The sequence below is a fragment of the Paenibacillus sp. E194 genome, assembly GCF_000935845.1.
Lineage (GTDB): Bacteria > Bacillota > Bacilli > Paenibacillales > Paenibacillaceae > Paenibacillus_B > Paenibacillus_B alvei_B.
Genome location: NZ_JMDX01000006.1, coordinates 31,586 through 47,840 on the forward strand (window position 1 = coordinate 31,586; position 16,255 = coordinate 47,840).

A 16,255-nucleotide genomic window follows, 5' to 3' on the forward strand; every position below is an offset into this window, starting at 1 on the left:
ATGAACATGCGTGAACGATTGTTTCTTGGCATTGTATATGGTTTTCTAATTGGTTTTGCCCTGATTTGCTTCATCCCGTTTTGGATTGTATTGATCAATTCCTTTGCGAGCGAATCGTACATCCAGACTGCTGGATATCAGTTGTTCCCCACGTCCTTCAGCTTAGATGCGTACGCCATGCTCTTGTCCGGAGATCAGGTCTTCCGGAGCTATGGAGTCACGTTATTCGTCACCATTACCGGAACGGTGCTTGGCGTCCTCCTTACAGCTTCCTATGCATACGTATTGAGTCATCCGAAGGTGAAATATCGGAATGTCCTATCCTTCTTGACCTTCTTCACGATGCTGTTCGGCGCAGGACTTGTTGGATTCTATATGCTCATCGCGAACTGGCTTAATCTGAAAGACTCCTTATGGGCGCTTGTCCTGCCATACTTGCTAAACCCGTTCTATGCCTTCATCCTTGTGTCCTATTATCGGTCTCTGCCTTATGAGTTGAACGAAGCAGCGACTGTGGATGGGGCCAATGACATTCGTATCTTCTTTCGTGTCATATGGCCGATTTCCCTGCCGGTCATTGCAACGGTTGCTCTGTTCTATGCGCTGCAATATTGGAATGACTGGTACCTGTCGCTGTTATTTATTGATAACTATAAGCTTCATCCGCTGCAGATGATGATTAGACAGCTGATGTCTAACTTGAATGCCATGGCATACGTAGCCGGGAGCAAGACGGAATACAATATTGTCGTCCCAACCTACGGCATGCAGCTTGCTATTGTCTGCATCACAATTGGACCAATTGTGTTCGTATATCCATTTGTACAGAAATATTTCATTAAAGGCATGACATTAGGATCCGTGAAAGGCTAATTCATATCTTGTTGTAGGGGGAACGAAGAAATGAAAATGAAACACTGGTGGAACATGTCGCTGGTGCTGTTGTTGTCATTGTCTCTGATTGTGGGCTGCTCAAAAGGAACAGATGGATCGTCTGGCACGGATGCATCGAAGGGGAGCGAGTCGTCAAGCAGTAAATTGGAACCGGTTACATTGAAGATTATGATCCCGGGGGATCGGCCACCAGATATGGATCTTGTCATTGCAGAAGCTGAAAAGCGGATGAAGGATACGATTAACGTCAAGTTGGACATCGTATTCGTGCCGTGGGCTGACTTGGGGCAGAAGACACAGGTGACCCTTGCTTCTGGTGAAAATATCGATCTAATCTTCGATGCACCATGGCTGCATATCAATCAAATGATTGCAGACGGTTACTATGAGCCACTGGATGATCTGCTCAAGCAATATGGCAAAAACGTGTTAGAGAAGCGTCCACAGCAAATGTGGGATGCGAACAAGTATGACGGAAAAATCATGGCAGTGCCGCTTGGATTAGTCTACATGGCGGGCAACGCTTATGTCGTGCGCAAGGATATCCGTGAGAAGCTCGGTGTGCCACCAATCAAGACCTATAAGGAGTTAATTGATTTTGCTTACAAGGTGAAAGAGAAGGAGCCAGGCATCGCCCCGTTCACGGCGGCAGGAACCTCCGGGCAGCAGACATATTCGATGGTCAGCCAGCGCAGTCTGCATGATTATGATACGCATGTGCGGTTTACCCATGCCCTTGGCAGCAGTCTGACCTTATATTACAAAGGGAATGATGGCAAGGTATTCAATCTGTTCGAGAATAAGGAACCGATTATGACATGGTTGAAGGAGGCCAGACAGATGTATAAAGATGGCCTCGTATACAAGGATATTTTGACTGCGAAGGATTTCATTCAGCCTTTCATGAGCGGGAAAGCCGCTATCGTGACGAAGGGATCGTTCGGTACGGGACTCTCCTTCGATCAGCAGTTCAAGAGCAATGTTCCGAACGGTGATCTGGAGACCGTAACCTTCTTCGATCCGACCAAAGGGGCAAATATCTCGAACTTCAAGCAGTGGAACTTCCTCGCCGTTCCGAAGGTGAGCAAAAATAAGGAACGTGCTGTCATGTTTATGGACTGGGCTAATGAGAAGGAAAATTATGATCTGCTGTCCTACGGGATACAAGGGAAGCATTGGGAAGCTCTTGGCGACAAGGAATATAAAGTGCTCGATACGAAAGGGTATTCGCAATTCGGCTATGTGTGGGTATGGAATCCAATCGATGAGCGGACAGATGTGGAAGCTGATAAGACTTACGAACATTTCGATGCTGTGCTCCGTGATGCAGACAGTTTCACGAAGGATATATTGACGGGATTCGAGTTCGATTCCTCTGCTGTACAGAATGACCTTAGCCAATATAATACGGTCGAGGCGAAATACTATCCTGCATTGTTCAATGGCGTCCTTGATCCTGAGGAGACACTGAAGAAGTTCGAGGCTGAGGCAGGGCCTTCCCTCAAGCAGATTCAGCAGGAGCTGCAGCGTCAAATCGATGCCTTCTTGGCAAAGAAATAGCTCATCACTGCAAAAAAAAGGCTATCCAGAAGTCTTGCGACTTCAAGGATAGCCTCTTCGTTCTTCTTACAAGTAACCCCAGATCATCGTGAACAGTGTACCGAACAACGTCACGAGAGCTACGAATAATGCGTACAGAATATTCGTATAGTTGGCTGTTTTCGTTGTCTTATCTTCATCGATATGCATGAACAGGAACAATTGCACGGCAGCCTGGATAGCTGCGCAGATGATCAAGATTGTAAGTCCTGTTGTGAATGACATATCCCATACAATGACGGCTAACGCAACAACAGAAAGGACGAGAGAGAAGACATAACCCATTACATGACGTATCGGGAATAGTTGTTTCATATCACATCATTCCTTTCAAGTATACGAAGCTGAAGATAAAGATCCATACTACGTCAAGGAAGTGCCAGTACAGCGAGAAGATGAACGATTTGTTCGCTGTATCATGTGTAAATCCTTCACGCTTGATTTGCATCATCAATCCGGATCCCCACAGAAGACCCATCGTTACGTGCGCACCGTGTGTTCCAAGCAAGACGAACAAGCTGGACAGGAAGGCAGAAGTTTGCAGCGTTGCACCTTCATGCACGTAAGTGACGAATTCGAAAATCTCAACACCCAGGAAGCCTAGGCCGAGCAGCAGCGTGATTCCGAAGAAGACCATGGCTGGCTTCTTCAGCTTCATGCGCATACTGTGAATTGCAAGTCCGCAAGTGAAGCTACTCGTTAAGAGCAGGAATGTCTCCAGCAATACAGGCTTGATTTCAAATATTTCTTTTGCAGACGGGCCGTTGCCCGTACGAGTCCACAGTGTAAAGTAAACGGCGAACAAAGTCGCGAAGAGTACAATCTCCGCGCCGAGGAACAGCCAGAAGCCGAAGATTCGGTTACGGTTCTCCTCTGTCTGATATTCTAGCGGCAGCGTATTATCGATCTTCATGCTCTATCACCCCGCAATTGTTGTTCCGTTTTTTTGATTTCCTTCACCGAGATATGGCGGCCATGATCCCGTTCGAAGGAGCGTACTGCAAGCATAATCAGAATGAGGATACCTGTGATAATGGCAGGTGTCCACCACATAAATACCATGAAGAATCCCCAGAAGAAGAAGATAACACCGAGAATGAACGGCTGGCCGTTATTGTTCGGCATATGAATTTCTTCGAGCTCACCTTCGAACAATGGTTGCTTGTTCTTTTTCCAGAGCCAGAAGGCATCAAGGCTCTTCACTTTTGGAACGATAGCAAAGTTATATTCAGGCACCGGACTGTGCGTTGCCCATTCAAGCGAGCGTGCATCCCACGGATCGCTCGTTGTATCTCTTGGCTGGTAGCGGAAGCTCCAGTAAATGTTGTACACGAGAATCGCGAAGCCGATAGCAAGACCGACAGAACCGATTGTAGCAAGCAAGTTGAGCGGGCCGAAGCCAGTTTCTGCAGAGTACGTGTACATACGGCGTGTCATACCTTTCAGTCCTAAGAAGAACAATGGCAGGAATGTCACGTTGAAGAAGATAGCGATGAACCAGAAGCTGATCTTACCAAGACGCTCGTTCAGGCGGAAGCCGAACAATTTAGGGAACCAGTAGTACATACCTGCGATAACCGCAAATACGGTACCTGGAATCAATACGTAGTGGAAGTGAGCAACCAAGAACATCGTATTGTGATACTGATAGTCTGCACTTGCCATTGCAAGCATAACGCCCGTTACGCCACCAATCGTGAAGATTGGAATGAAGGCCAAGGAGTACAGCATCGGTGTTGTGAACTGTATCTTACCCTTTCGCAGGGTGAACAGCCAGTTAAATATCTTAACCCCGGTCGGAATCGAGATCGCCATCGTACTAACGGAGAAGAAGCCGTTAACCATTGCGCCATGACCCATCGTGTAGAAGTGATGCGCCCACACGAGGAAGGACAAGAGCGAGATGGCAACCATACTGACAACCATCGATTTGTAACCGTACAAGTTCTTGCGAGAGAACGTTGAGATAATTTCACTATATATACCGAAGGCCGGCAAGATAACGATATATACCTCAGGATGCCCCCATACCCAGAACAGGTTGGCCCAGAGCATATCCATACCGCCGTTGGCCATCGAGAAGAACTGAGAGCCGAACATGCGGTCGAATGTCATAAGCGCAAGCGCTACAGTCAATACAGGGAATGCGAACAAAATGATAACGTTCGTGATCAGAACCGACCATGTGAACATTGGCATTTTCATCAATGTCATGCCAGGCGCGCGCATTCTCAAGATTGTAACGATGAAGTTGACGCCTGTCATCAAAGTACCAAGACCTGCAATCTGCAAAGCGATCGCATAGAAGTTATTCCCGATCTTCGGTGCAAGCTCAGGACCTGCAAGCGGGAAGTAAGATGTCCAGCCTGCGTCCGGGGAGCCCCCGATAACGAACGAGATGTTGAACAGCATTGCTCCCCAGAAGAACAGCCAGAAGCTGACTGCGTTCAGGCGAGGGAATGCGACGTCACGCGCTCCGATTTGGAGCGGAATAACTACGTTCATCAAGCCGATAATAAATGGCATCGCCATAAAGAGAATCATAATAACGCCGTGCGTTGTAAATACTTCATTATAGTGCTGGGCATCCAGAAACTTCATATCAGGTGCGGCCAGCTGCGTACGCATCATCAGAGCATCCATACCGCCACGGAACAGCATGACCAAGGCACTCAAGATGTACATGATCCCGATTTTCTTATGATCAACGGTTGTCAGCCATTCCCGCCATAGATAGCCCCATTTTTTGAAATAGGTCAAGCAGAAGATGATGGCTATCGTCACGAGCACGATGCTGGCCATAGCGCCATAGATCATCGGTTCGCCGGTAACGAAAAATTCGTCCCATTTCATAGTCTCAAATTACTCCTTTCTTGTTCAATCTAGTTGCCATGTTGAGAATGATCCATCTCTTGGTGTTCATCGTTGGAATGTTCCATGTTCGAATGATCCATTTTCGAGTGATCCATTTCTTTATCCGATTCCTTATGAGAGTCGTCATGAGACGATCCACCATGATTGTGGCCGCCATGTTCGCCCTCTGGTGCTGGTCTGAATGTCAAGTGTGTGGAGGAATAAGATTTCCGTCCCACGAATTCGGTCTTCAGCAAGGAGTTGAATTCCTCTTCTGTCAATTCAGAAGCGGTACCCTTCACTTCTTTTACCCACTCTGTGTACTTGGTAGGGGACATTGCGAGCACTTCGAATTGCATGTGTGCAAAGCCTTTACCGCTGAAGTTCGAGTTTTTACCCATGAATGAACCTTCATGATCCGCTGCAAGGTGAAGCGTCGTCACCATGTCACTCATCGCGTACTTCTGACCGCCAAGCTGCGGTACCCAGAAGCTTGTAATCGGCCCGTAAGAATAGAGACGGAACTCGATTGGGCGATTCGTAGGGATATTCAGATAGTTCACTGTTTCAATGCCTTCTTCTGGATAGCTGAAATGCCATTTGAAGTTCGAAGATGCGGCATAGATAACGAGTGGCTTCTGATTGTCATAGCCTTCTGGCGGCGATTCTACTGCAACAGTAGAGCGAATCGTCACAACAGATAGCACGGTTACAATAATGACCGGAATTAACGTCCACGTAATTTCCAGCCACTTGCTTCCTTCCTCATGAGGAGGCTCATAATCAGGTGCTGATTTTGAAGCGCGATACTTCGTTAACATGAAAATATAAAGTGCGTACACGACGAACAAAATTCCTGCCATCATAATCATGGAGAAAATAATGACGTCGGACTGCGTCTTGGCCTGAGGACCTTTCGGATTCAAAACATCTAATGAATCACAACCGGTCAAGAGGACAAGAAGAGCTGCGAATAAGGTGAATAACAACCCTTTCTTTTTCATCAAGGTACCCCTTTCTCTGTTGGTTGGCTTTATATATAGTAGGAAATCGGGATATTGTAACCATGCTATATCTTATTAGGAAGCACTCCGAATTACAAATGACATAGTGATCCTTAGTTGACATAGATATCCATATAAGGATCTATTTTTCCTGCCCAAATTAAGTCCAAAAGCCGAAAAAGTGATAAATATCATTGAATTTCCGCCAAAATCGCCGTTTTTGAAATTTGTTCATAATTGCCCTTAAGACCCTCAAGTGTACCAATACTGTCACAATTTTGCGCCCTTCAGAGGCGGTAAAACCCACATTATTCCTCAATTTTAAAGGATTTGTGTACAGCAGAAGTGAATGTGCATGTTGGTATGAACCGTGGTAAATAAGCAATAGGGAGATCCAAATTGCTCGTTCTAGCGCACGCTCGCTCCGTTTTGTAATACATCGTATACGAACAGCACAGAATAACCATTCATAACGATTGTTAGGAAATAATTCTAGTTTTAAGTAGGATAGAGTGTTTTTAGCTCTAATTACTCGTGAATTCGCGGGTTTTCGCTAGAATACGACACCTTATGAGGTTGAATATATCATCCACTATTCGAGGAAGGCGGATTTTGATATATTTTTATGTGGTATCGAGAACAGTGGCGGTACACCAATTTATTTGCGGAACATGGGGGTAACGAGGTGAAGGTTGGGCAATTTCTTAGGTTAGTTGAAATCCAAACGAAGGTAGCGAGCATGATACCGTTCTTCATCGGAACGTTATACGTGCTTTATCGATTTCATGAATTTCGGCTAGTTCCATTTCTACTTATGTTCGCCTCATTGTTGTCCTTCGACATGGCGACCACGGCCATTAATAATTATATTGATTACAAAAAGGCGATTAAAACACACGGATATGGTTATGAAGTACACAATGCGATTGTATCCTATGGACTCAAGGAGTCGAGGGTAGTTGGGGTCATTGTGACGCTTCTTGTAACGGCCATAAGCTCTGGGGTTGCCTTGGTGCTGCAGACGGATATTCTCATTCTTGGATTAGGAGGCTTGTCATTCCTTGTAGGTTTCCTCTATTCGCTGGGTCCGATTGCGATATCACGAATGCCGCTTGGTGAGTTGTTCTCGGGATTGTTTATGGGGTTCGTTATCATTTTTATTTCTACATACATACATGTAGACAAGGAACAGCTTGTATCACTGGCGATTGACATTCGGATGGCTCATCTCGATATCAATCTAATAGAAGTGCTGCTGGTGTTCGCGATATCGATTCCAGCTGTTCTGAGCATAGCGAATATTATGCTGGCAAATAATATTTGCGACATCGAGGATGATCTGGCGAACAAGCGTTATACATTGCCTGTTTATATCGGGAAGCCAAGCGCACTGGTGTTGTTCCAATGGTTGTATGTGGCGGCGTACCTGGACGTCATTGTCCTCTTTGCCATCGGGGTGCACCCCGTGCTGTTGCTGCTTATTGTGGCAACGTTCATTCCGGTACGAAGAAATATGAAGAAATTCATAGCGAAGCAGACGAAGGAACATACCTTTGTACTGGCCGTGAGGAACTTCATTCTGATGAATGCTGCTCGTATCCTTGTGTTAGGATTAGCAATCTTATTCTCTTGAACATAAGACAAGGGATGTGCCGCTTGGCACATCCCTTGTCTTATTTGTCCGCAAAAAGACGCCATCCATGTAGGACATTGACGTCCTCCGAACCGTAAAGGTGAATGATCACCTACACTCGCCCCATCAATTGATTCGCGGTAATGACGGCTTTCTCTTCTCTTGTCAGAGACTTAAAGACGAGATCATAAGAGTGGTCAATGAGCATCTGAATATCTTGATCACTCAAGCTGCCATTGAGCGCCACCGTGTTCCAATGTCGCTTGTTCATGTGATAACCCGGTGTAATCTCGGCGAATTGCTCGCGCAGGGACTCGGCACGGAAGGGGTCACACTTCAACGTAACACTTGGACAACCGTCCGTTTCACGGAACAAAGCAAATATTTTGCCACCTACACGGAATACGGGGACATCGTCTCCGAACGGGTAGGTCAGACGAGCGCCTTGTTTGTCAAAACAATAGTCATTCCAATCCTGCATGTCGAAACATTCCTTTTCATAGATGAAGATAGTTATCTTTAGCATATCGAAAGGTTGATAGAAATGCAACGGGGCGGATTGACTTCTGTAAGTTCATTTAAAAAAATTGTCGAATTTGCTAAAAATACGGCGAAGCGTTCTCTTGTTGCGGAAAGGTAGAGTTGGAGAAGGAAATGGACTATCTATGAATTCGGATCGGCAGGCTGGAGAGTTTGTGGCTGTGATCAGGCATATGCTCGTCAAGGTGGAAGGTATCCGATGCGGAAGCGAAAGGGAACCGCTTAACGAAGGATGTTAGCGCATATTCTGCCTCCAGCCGGGCAAGTGGTGCGCCAAGACAGAAGTGATGGCCGCTGCCGAAGGTCAAATGCTTGTCGTTGCCTATGCGATGAATATCAAATTTCTCTGGATGGTCAAATTGTCTGTCGTCCCGATTCGCGGAACTCATCCAAGCGATCACGATCTGCCCCTTCTTCATAGGCGGGCCGAACACATTCGTATCCTGCGTGATTGTACGATCAATGGATATGTGGAACCGGTAGCGCAGTGTTTCGTCGATCGCTTGCGGGGTAAGCTCAGGATGTTGGCGCAGCTCTTTATAGGCAGACGGTTGATCATAGAGCAGACTATAGAAACAATTCGTTATGAGTGTAGTTGTCGTTTCATTTCCGGCACCCAAGAGGCCGATACCAGTTCTTGCGATTTCCTCATCGGTCAGTCGGCTTCCTTCGTATTCTGCCATGGTCAGGTCGGACAAGATGTCGTCTTGAGGGTGTGCTCGTTTCTCCAAAACAAGGGGGAGTAAATATGCTGAGAATTCTTTTATGGCCGTGTCTTTTTGAAGCTTCTGCTGCTCAATGCTGCCCCGATGATGGCCCATGAACAAAATATTGGACCAGTGTTTGATCTGTGCCCAATCGCGTGACGGCACGCCAAGCAGGTTGGCAATTACGGTCACAGGCAGCGGGACAGCGTATGCCTTCACAATGTCCACCGTGCTCTGTGATTGCATGTTGTCAAGTAATCCATCGACGATTGCTTGAATTTTCGGTTTCCACTGATCCAAGCTGCGTGGAACGAATGCTTTGGCAATAAGCGCACGGCGCTTCCGATGTATCGGCGGATCCGACAGGGTCAGGCTGATACCGCTGTTATCCCTCGGAACGGGGACGATACTCCGCTCGCGTACGCTGGAGAAGAGTTGATGATCCGAGAGAACTCGTTTTGCATCCTCATAGCGGAATACATTCCACACATCTTGCTCTGCGTCGTAATAGACAGGGTTCTTTTCACGCATATGCTGGAACCAGGCATACGGATTCCACAACTGCTCTTTCGTTTTGAACCCAGTAATCTCATGAATAAAAATTTCACCCTTTGTTTTCAATTGATTTACCTCCTCCGTAATTGTATAGCTGGTCGTTAAGAGTTTCGATCCAGTTCAGTTCGTCTCGAAGCTTCTTGATCAGGAATTGAAACGTGCTTATGGCGAAAGGTTTGCCTTCGGTGAGTGACTGTCCTTGGGTAATGATTTCGAGTTGGCTGCGAAGATAATCGGTTCGGGCGTTCAAAATCGCCTGCTGTTCGGGAGGCTGCAAATAATCGAACAAACTAACGCGAACAATGAATTCATTCTCATGAGCTGCAAATTCCGGGGGGAATTCCCGCAGCAGCTTATGGAACATCTTTTTTCCTAGCTCAGTAATGGCGTACATGTGGCGGGAAGGCTTCCCAGGCCGGGCGTCCACTTCTTTCGTAATGGCCCCCATCTGTTCGAACTTGCGAAGGGAGGGATAGAGCATATTGTTGTTGACACGGATGGTGTCAGCGAACAGACGCTCCAACTGCTTCTTTACCTCATAGCCGTGCTTGGGCTTAATCATGAGATGATGAAGCAACAATATATCGATGTACATATGTCCTCCTGTTCGTATATAAATTAGAGCATAGGTTATTTTAACCTATGCTCAGGGATAATTGATCATATGCGGCGTAGTAAATGTAAATACATGTAAAAAGTGTGAATTATCTATTTGTCGGGACGATATACCATGCAGTATTGTTGGGATACGCTGTTCCCGGGCATTGGGATTGTATCCACCACTTCGAACCCATAATGTCCATACAAGGCAATGTTGCTCGGGTTATGTGTCTCCAGCGTGCAAGGAATGCCACGCTCATCGCATTCAGAGAGCAAGGGCCTCATCAATTGGCTGACGAAACCCTGACCGCGGAATTGCGGCTGCACGACAAGCATGTCCAAATGGATATAATCCTGCTCGTTCAGTTCGGAAATCCAGGCGGAGCTCATGGAGTTAAGCGTTGACAATCCACGTATAAATTGATGGAAGCTGATATAACGGCACATCGGGATTGATTTGATAATAGCACAAGCAATTCGGTACAAGTACTTTGCATGTGAGAACCGGGACACTCCTGCCCGCTCAGAGCGGAACACGAGGGCAACGGCTTCAAGCCGTTTGGACGTTGCATACAAGTCAGCTTCCTCATACAGCATGGCAATATAGTTGCGGAAGAAGATGATGAGCACTTCAAGGCGGGTTGTCCGTTCCGGAAGCATGTGCTCATATAGCGGGTCATCCATGAAGCCTTGCGCAAGGACGACAGCAGCTTGGCGGATATCTGTGCGGCGTAGTTTTACGGAGTAAGGATCGGCAGTTCTGTTCGTTGTAACGTTAGGGTGACTTGCTCTTGAATTACAAATGGTTCCACCTCGGATCATGATTCAATGTAAAAGGCTCCACGTTAGGCTTTCCTTGCTTGTTCATTTAGTGGGCCGAATTTCGGAAACCTCCAGTCTATCGTACTGCTGCGCATTCGTGTAAGTCAACGCATGTGCCCGTCCTTCCGTTGTCGTTGTAGATAAAGTTCGAGTATGCAGATTGAATGATATCCCTTATATAGTAAACAAGCCGTGCAGGACTCCTTACCGCGATTGAATGCGGCTTCGGGATCTTTTGCGCGGCTTTTCTTTTTTTATTTGTTAGTGCTGTGCTGCTTTCCCGGCAAGCTCGAACCCGGGTTGCCTTCGCCATGGCGCTGCTGGTTGCGCTTTGCCTTCTGCTGGTCTTCATGCAGCTTATCCACGAATTGCTTGGTGTCTTCCATTGAACAGATCCCTCCTTGTTAGGCATTCCTTGATACTATAACCGGTTGAAGGGAAAATCATGTCCACCATAAGTAGTACTTTATTCTTGAATTACGGCTCCTGTTACTTGTTCCTCGTTGTCAAATAGAAAATGCCTAAAATAGCGGCATAGGTACATGTGAACACTCTAGATGTAATTTTCATGGTTTCATCATCGGCAAATAGGTGAATAAAAAAATTAATGCCTAGAACGATACCGAAACCGATGTAAACTCCTCTGTAAAATTCTGAGTAAATCCCCGTCTTTTTATTCGCTCTATCTGGCTGCTCCCTATCGTCCCTTATTCTGAGTAGGAGCATCATAATTGCGAAATATAAAATGGCGCCAGAAACGGCAATCTCCTGTATGAGAGGATTGGGGATGAAAAAGTACGCAAAAACGGCAAATGCTACGATGATCGCCAACAGAATGTAATTGACTGTTGTTTTTTTCAATTTAAACCACTCCTGTTTGAAAAATCTATTATTGACAATATTATACATCATGATAACATGGTAGGTGTATAATATTTCCTGTTGGAAGGGGGTAGAACCATGTTCAAAGGTTTTGGAATGAAGGCATTGTCGCTGGTCACCGCAATTGCAGTTGCTGTGTTCTCGTGGGGGAGCGCGGCAAGTGCAGCAGCAAGTCAAGCAAGCTTGCCAGTTAGTGCTGAAATTTCACAGGCTGATCCGAATTTCGTTGAAGTGGAAAAAGCTCTTGCTGCAATCGAAAGAATACCTGATGATGTCATTGAGCGCGGTCCGGAAGCGATCATGGAGTGGTTTAATACGAATACGGAGTTTCGAATCTCCGAATATACATCAAGCGGAACTTTTGGCTGCATATCTGCTGTAGGGGGGGCTTTGGTAGGTCTTATTTTTGCACCAGCCAAAATTGCAAAAATAAAAGACGCCATTAAAGCGGGCGGCGGAACCGTGAAGTTCGTGACAAAAATGCTGGAAACCTACAAAGTGGCCAAAGGAATGGGCTTGTCTACGATGGAAGCTATCAAAATGGGTGTGCAAGATGCAGCCAAAACTGCTGGTCAGGAAATAATAGACGCTTTATTGGGTTTTTTTGGTGCAGGAGCAATCTATTCCGCTTGTTTTGAATAAATCGGACTTATACATAAAGGCCTCACGCGGTGAGGTCTATTTTTATTCGGTCAAATCACACTCCCTCCTTTTTTATTAGATCATATTATTACACTGTCTCTATATGACTCCTAACAAATTTCGTGAAAGATAGCATCTGATGGTTACTCATATGATATGTGATCGTGCAGTATAAAGCAAAATGCCAGGTGCACAGACCTGAAAAAAGAGCTATCCTGCTTTATACGTTGTATAAAGCGAATAGCCCAATGTGGTAGGTGAAGATAAATTGCAAAGCAAATTAAAAAGTTACACAATTGTCTCGTTCAGCCATTGCTCCATTGTGTGGCGTCGCGATAAGGAGTATCTCTGGGCATTCACGATCGCATCCATCGCATGGAATGGGGAACGTGGAGCCTCTTCTTGTGCGCGCTCCCGCATCCATTGCAGTGTCTCCGGATATCGGGAGAAGATCGACAACTGCGCAACCAATTCTTCTGCATCCTCCGCACAGCAGGCCACCCCACTGCGCAGCAAGTAGCGAATGTTATCCTGTTCTTGACCAGGAAGTGGCTTATAGACGAGCAGTGGCAGCTGTTGGACAACTGCCTCGGAGGTAGTAACACCGCCGGATTTCGTAATCATTAGGTCGGACATCGCCATATATTCGTGCACAGGCTTCACATAGCCTTCAATACGAACATGCAGCGGGCTGGATTCGGCCCAGCGTTCTAATTGTGAACGAAGCTTATCGTTGCTGCCGCAAATGATGATAAATTGCATATCCTGTGCCCATCCAGCTTGCTCGATGACATCCAGCACGGATGGATCCATCAAACCACAGCCACCGCCCATCAGGAGAACGGTCAGCTTGGAGGAATCAAGTTCATACTTCTTGCGCAGTTCTGTCTTCGAATACGATTCATAGAAGGCGGGACGAACTGGAATTCCCGTCACTTGAATGCGGGATTGAGGAACACCCTGCTCAATCAATTGCGTCTTGGCATCTTCAGAGCCAGCTAAATATAAATCTGTATAGGGATGCAGCCAGAAGCTGTGATCTGTATGGTCAGTAATGACCGTGACAGCTGGGCAATCAATCATGCCGCGCTCCTTCAGCTTCGATACTGCTGCACTGGCAGCAGGGAACGTACTGACAATGACAGTTGGCTTCATCTGCTCTACGAGCTTTATCAGCGGGCGCAAGCTTGTGAAGCGGACTCCCTTCAATAACTGTGCTAGCTTACGATCCTTGCGAGTCATATTGAACAAATACCCGTACATGCTAGGGAACAGCTTCACCCATTGTACGAAGCAATACGTGCCGACACTGTGCAAGTGAGGAGATACCTGCTCCATATAATCAACAACGTGTACATCTGCTTCTGTGCCGTACCAACGTTCAGCCGTTTCTTTAATTGCTTGTGCAGTCTGCATATGGCCGTGGCCAATCGAGCCTGATAGTACAAGCACCTTCGCCCTGCCCGGTGTGGACGGTGCTTCCATCCGTTCGAACATGTTCATAACACTCCTTCGCCGTAGTTGAGTCTTCGTCTATTTATTCGATTGCGCATAGCTGCCAATCGTTTCCTTGTTATCTGGTACTAATATCGTATCCTAACTCCTCATTCATGAAAATGGCCCTCAGTTCGGTTATATCCTAGACCTGAGTCGGGCATGCTGTCCGGACTCTTTTCCAGTTCCATCCGCTATTGGTCCTATTTATGAGGATTTTTGGCTTTTTTTATTACTTACCTTTTCCAATAGGATTTGACCCAAAATTAAGTAATTGTTCTATAATGAACGAGAAGGTCTGAGAAAGGTGTGAGTCTGGCATGCAGCATAAGCTGTTGATCGTAGAAGATGACGCTTCTATTGTAGAAATGGTATCGGATTATTTGAGTAGGGAAGGATTTTATGTAGTGACCGCAACCAATGGTGAAGAAGGCATGGCCAAGTTCACCTCTGACACATACGATATGATGATTGTCGATCTGATGATGCCGAAGCTAGATGGATTTGAGATGATTAAGCTTGTTCGAGAGCGGAGCGCAATTCCAATTCTCATTATGTCCGCGAAGGACAGCGATGTAGACAAGGCACTCGGACTTGGCTTCGGCGCAGATGATTATATCGCGAAGCCCTTCTCGATGCTAGAAATCTCTGCGAGAATCAAGGCGGCAATTAGACGCGCTACGAAGTACGTTCAGATCGATGCGGTGAAGCCAATGCCCGAACAGAACGTCATTCAGGCAGGCCAACTGCTAATCGATCTTGATAATTATCTTGTACAGAAGCAAGAAGAAACTATGAAACTCACTTCCAAAGAATTCGATATTTTAAAGTTATTCGTAACCAACCCGAATCGTGTGTTCACAAAAGCACAAATATATGGATTTGTATGGAACGATGAATACTATGGCGATGAAAATGTCATTAACGTTCACATTCGCCGGCTGCGGGAGAAGATTGAAGACGATCCGTCGAATCCTACCTATATTAAGACCTTGTGGGGGATTGGCTACAAGTGGGAAGGTTGAGCAATGATGATAACGGGCCTTTTATCTATATGTATGGTAATCCTGTTGATCGTAGTCTACACGCAGCGTGTGAATCATTCAAGACGCAATCAGCAATTAACAGAAATTCAAAAAAAGCTGGAACAAATTCATCGAACGCAATCTGCGGAGAAGCTCCTGCTGTTCACGGATGATAAGCAGATTATTGGGGTCATTGAGCAAATAAATGAATTACTGGTCGATCATGAGAAGGCACTGGCGAATTATGCGAAGACGGAGATCGCGATGAGGAAGATGATATCGAACATCTCTCATGATTTGAAGACCCCGCTTACCGTTGTACTTGGTTACTTGGAGACGTTGAATCTGAGCAATGAACGCATCAGTGACGAAGAACGGAATCGCCTGCTCACACGGGTGCATGGCAAGACGGTAGAAGTGATCGAGCTTATACATACCTTTTTTGATTTAGCGAAGCTAGAATCTGGGGACAAGCATGTCGAGCTGACTCGAGTCGATATGAGCGAGCTATGCCGCAAAAATATTCTCCAATTTTATGAGCGGCTTACAAAGAGGGGGTTCGAGGTTGATATTCAGATTCCGGAAGCCTCTCTCTATGCGAGAGGGAATGAAGACGCACTGGATCGCATGCTGAACAATCTCATCTCCAATGCTATAGAGTATGGGGCTGATGGCCGTGTGCTGGGCATAGCTCTGCGCAGTGATGATACGCATCTGTTCGTTGATGTATGGGATCGTGGCAAGGGGATTCCGGAACAGCACCAAGACCGTGTTTTTGAGCGCATGTATACACTGGAGGATTCCCGCAACAAAAATTACGAAGGCAGCGGACTGGGGTTAACGATCACGAAGCGGCTCGCTGAATCAATGGGCGGATCAATAGAACTTCATAGTAAACCTTTTAAGAAAACGATTTTTACAATTAAGCTCCTGCGAATGTCTTGAGGTATTCTACGAGAAACCGGCCGGTGCTGGCTGCGAATGAATAGATAGTTCAGGTCTATT

The 16,255-nt window shown here is 46.3% G+C and carries 17 protein-coding genes; 6 read left to right on the forward strand and 11 right to left on the reverse strand.

Annotation, left to right across the window (positions count from 1 at the left end; all coding sequences use genetic code 11):
- Positions 1–6: 6 nt before the first annotated feature.
- Together AZ66_RS01710 and AZ66_RS01715 are read left to right on the forward strand one after the other, a co-directional pair.
- A complete protein-coding gene (locus AZ66_RS01710) occupies positions 7–873 on the forward strand; it encodes a carbohydrate ABC transporter permease (protein WP_021260884.1) in 867 nt (288 codons plus the stop codon).
- A gap of 30 nt (positions 874–903) precedes the next feature.
- Positions 904–2,454, forward strand: a complete 1,551-nt coding sequence (locus AZ66_RS01715; protein ID WP_044353342.1) for an extracellular solute-binding protein — start codon at positions 904–906, stop codon at positions 2,452–2,454.
- 66 nt (positions 2,455–2,520) lie between these two features.
- Here the strand turns inward: AZ66_RS01715 and qoxD are convergent, their stop codons facing one another.
- The 4 genes from qoxD to qoxA are packed head-to-tail and all read right to left on the reverse strand — an operon-like array spanning position 2,521 to position 6,350.
- Positions 2,521–2,808 carry a cytochrome aa3 quinol oxidase subunit IV gene (gene qoxD, locus AZ66_RS01720; RefSeq protein ID WP_005545125.1) on the reverse strand — a complete coding sequence of 96 codons (288 nt, stop codon included), beginning with the start codon at positions 2,806–2,808 and terminating at the stop codon, positions 2,521–2,523.
- Between the two features lies 1 nt (position 2,809).
- The gene (qoxC, locus tag AZ66_RS01725; RefSeq protein ID WP_021257346.1) at positions 2,810–3,406 is read right to left on the reverse strand and encodes a cytochrome aa3 quinol oxidase subunit III; all 597 of its coding nucleotides are present in this window, start codon (positions 3,404–3,406) and stop codon (positions 2,810–2,812) included.
- Positions 3,403–5,346, reverse strand: a complete 1,944-nt coding sequence (qoxB, locus tag AZ66_RS01730) for a cytochrome aa3 quinol oxidase subunit I (protein ID WP_021260886.1) — start codon at positions 5,344–5,346, stop codon at positions 3,403–3,405. The genes qoxC and qoxB overlap by 4 nt, the downstream gene beginning before the upstream one ends.
- A 29-nt stretch (positions 5,347–5,375) precedes the next feature.
- Entirely contained in the window at positions 5,376–6,350 is a 975-nt protein-coding gene (gene qoxA, locus AZ66_RS01735; protein WP_021260887.1) for a cytochrome aa3 quinol oxidase subunit II, read from the reverse strand.
- Between the two features lie 685 nt (positions 6,351–7,035).
- Here qoxA and AZ66_RS01740 point away from each other — a divergent pair.
- Positions 7,036–7,983 carry a 1,4-dihydroxy-2-naphthoate polyprenyltransferase gene (locus AZ66_RS01740; RefSeq protein ID WP_044353343.1) on the forward strand — a complete coding sequence of 316 codons (948 nt, stop codon included), beginning with the start codon at positions 7,036–7,038 and terminating at the stop codon, positions 7,981–7,983.
- A 112-nt stretch (positions 7,984–8,095) separates the two neighbouring features.
- Here the strand turns inward: AZ66_RS01740 and AZ66_RS01745 are convergent, their stop codons facing one another.
- From AZ66_RS01745 to AZ66_RS01765, 6 genes are all read right to left on the reverse strand, one after another.
- Positions 8,096–8,464: an MmcQ/YjbR family DNA-binding protein gene (locus AZ66_RS01745; protein WP_036620387.1), complete on the reverse strand. Its 369-nt coding sequence runs from the start codon at positions 8,462–8,464 to the stop codon at positions 8,096–8,098.
- Positions 8,465–8,642: 178 nt separating this feature from the next.
- A complete protein-coding gene (locus AZ66_RS01750) occupies positions 8,643–9,851 on the reverse strand; it encodes a cytochrome P450 (protein WP_044353344.1) in 1,209 nt (402 codons plus the stop codon).
- Positions 9,835–10,380 carry a PadR family transcriptional regulator gene (locus AZ66_RS01755; RefSeq protein ID WP_044353345.1) on the reverse strand — a complete coding sequence of 182 codons (546 nt, stop codon included), beginning with the start codon at positions 10,378–10,380 and terminating at the stop codon, positions 9,835–9,837. The genes AZ66_RS01750 and AZ66_RS01755 overlap by 17 nt, the downstream gene beginning before the upstream one ends.
- A gap of 113 nt (positions 10,381–10,493) precedes the next feature.
- The gene (locus tag AZ66_RS01760) at positions 10,494–11,207 is read right to left on the reverse strand and encodes a GNAT family N-acetyltransferase (RefSeq protein WP_197081637.1); all 714 of its coding nucleotides are present in this window, start codon (positions 11,205–11,207) and stop codon (positions 10,494–10,496) included.
- 254 nt (positions 11,208–11,461) lie between these two features.
- Entirely contained in the window at positions 11,462–11,593 is a 132-nt protein-coding gene (locus AZ66_RS30325; RefSeq protein WP_021257338.1) for a DUF4023 family protein, read from the reverse strand.
- A gap of 103 nt (positions 11,594–11,696) precedes the next feature.
- On the reverse strand, positions 11,697–12,068 hold the full coding sequence (locus AZ66_RS01765) for a hypothetical protein (protein ID WP_156159865.1): 372 nt from the start codon (positions 12,066–12,068) through the stop codon (positions 11,697–11,699).
- 99 nt (positions 12,069–12,167) lie between these two features.
- Between AZ66_RS01765 and AZ66_RS01770 the strand changes: the two genes are divergently transcribed.
- The gene (locus AZ66_RS01770) at positions 12,168–12,731 is read left to right on the forward strand and encodes a hypothetical protein (protein WP_231586697.1); all 564 of its coding nucleotides are present in this window, start codon (positions 12,168–12,170) and stop codon (positions 12,729–12,731) included.
- A 288-nt stretch (positions 12,732–13,019) separates the two neighbouring features.
- On the opposite strand, the gene AZ66_RS01775 is transcribed toward AZ66_RS01770, so the two are convergent.
- Complete coding sequence (locus tag AZ66_RS01775) at positions 13,020–14,228, reverse strand: MGDG synthase family glycosyltransferase (protein WP_044353347.1); 1,209 nt, start codon at positions 14,226–14,228, stop codon at positions 13,020–13,022.
- Between the two features lie 317 nt (positions 14,229–14,545).
- On the opposite strand from AZ66_RS01775, the gene AZ66_RS01780 reads away from it, so the two are divergent.
- Complete coding sequence (locus tag AZ66_RS01780) at positions 14,546–15,250, forward strand: response regulator transcription factor (protein WP_044353348.1); 705 nt, start codon at positions 14,546–14,548, stop codon at positions 15,248–15,250.
- A gap of 9 nt (positions 15,251–15,259) precedes the next feature.
- Positions 15,260–16,195: a sensor histidine kinase gene (locus tag AZ66_RS01785; RefSeq protein WP_156159868.1), complete on the forward strand. Its 936-nt coding sequence runs from the start codon at positions 15,260–15,262 to the stop codon at positions 16,193–16,195.
- Positions 16,196–16,255 lie beyond the last annotated feature (60 nt).

Bases quoted from the DNA above. Each gene is read 5' to 3' on its own strand.
- qoxD (WP_005545125.1), bottom strand. From the start codon at position 2,808: ATGAAACAACTATTCCCGATACGTCATGTAATGGGTTATGTCTTCTCT.
- AZ66_RS01760 (WP_197081637.1), bottom strand. From the start codon at position 11,207: ATGATCCGAGGTGGAACCATTTGTAATTCAAGAGCAAGTCACCCTAAC.
- qoxB (WP_021260886.1), bottom strand. From the start codon at position 5,346: ATGAAATGGGACGAATTTTTCGTTACCGGCGAACCGATGATCTATGGC.
- AZ66_RS01770 (WP_231586697.1), top strand. From the start codon at position 12,168: ATGTTCAAAGGTTTTGGAATGAAGGCATTGTCGCTGGTCACCGCAATT.
- AZ66_RS30325 (WP_021257338.1), bottom strand. From the start codon at position 11,593: ATGGAAGACACCAAGCAATTCGTGGATAAGCTGCATGAAGACCAGCAG.
- qoxC (WP_021257346.1), bottom strand. From the start codon at position 3,406: ATGAAGATCGATAATACGCTGCCGCTAGAATATCAGACAGAGGAGAAC.
- qoxA (WP_021260887.1), bottom strand. From the start codon at position 6,350: ATGAAAAAGAAAGGGTTGTTATTCACCTTATTCGCAGCTCTTCTTGTC.
- AZ66_RS01775 (WP_044353347.1), bottom strand. From the start codon at position 14,228: ATGTTCGAACGGATGGAAGCACCGTCCACACCGGGCAGGGCGAAGGTG.
- AZ66_RS01755 (WP_044353345.1), bottom strand. From the start codon at position 10,380: ATGTACATCGATATATTGTTGCTTCATCATCTCATGATTAAGCCCAAG.
- AZ66_RS01710 (WP_021260884.1), top strand. From the start codon at position 7: ATGCGTGAACGATTGTTTCTTGGCATTGTATATGGTTTTCTAATTGGT.
- AZ66_RS01780 (WP_044353348.1), top strand. From the start codon at position 14,546: ATGCAGCATAAGCTGTTGATCGTAGAAGATGACGCTTCTATTGTAGAA.
- AZ66_RS01745 (WP_036620387.1), bottom strand. From the start codon at position 8,464: ATGCAGGATTGGAATGACTATTGTTTTGACAAACAAGGCGCTCGTCTG.
- AZ66_RS01715 (WP_044353342.1), top strand. From the start codon at position 904: ATGAAAATGAAACACTGGTGGAACATGTCGCTGGTGCTGTTGTTGTCA.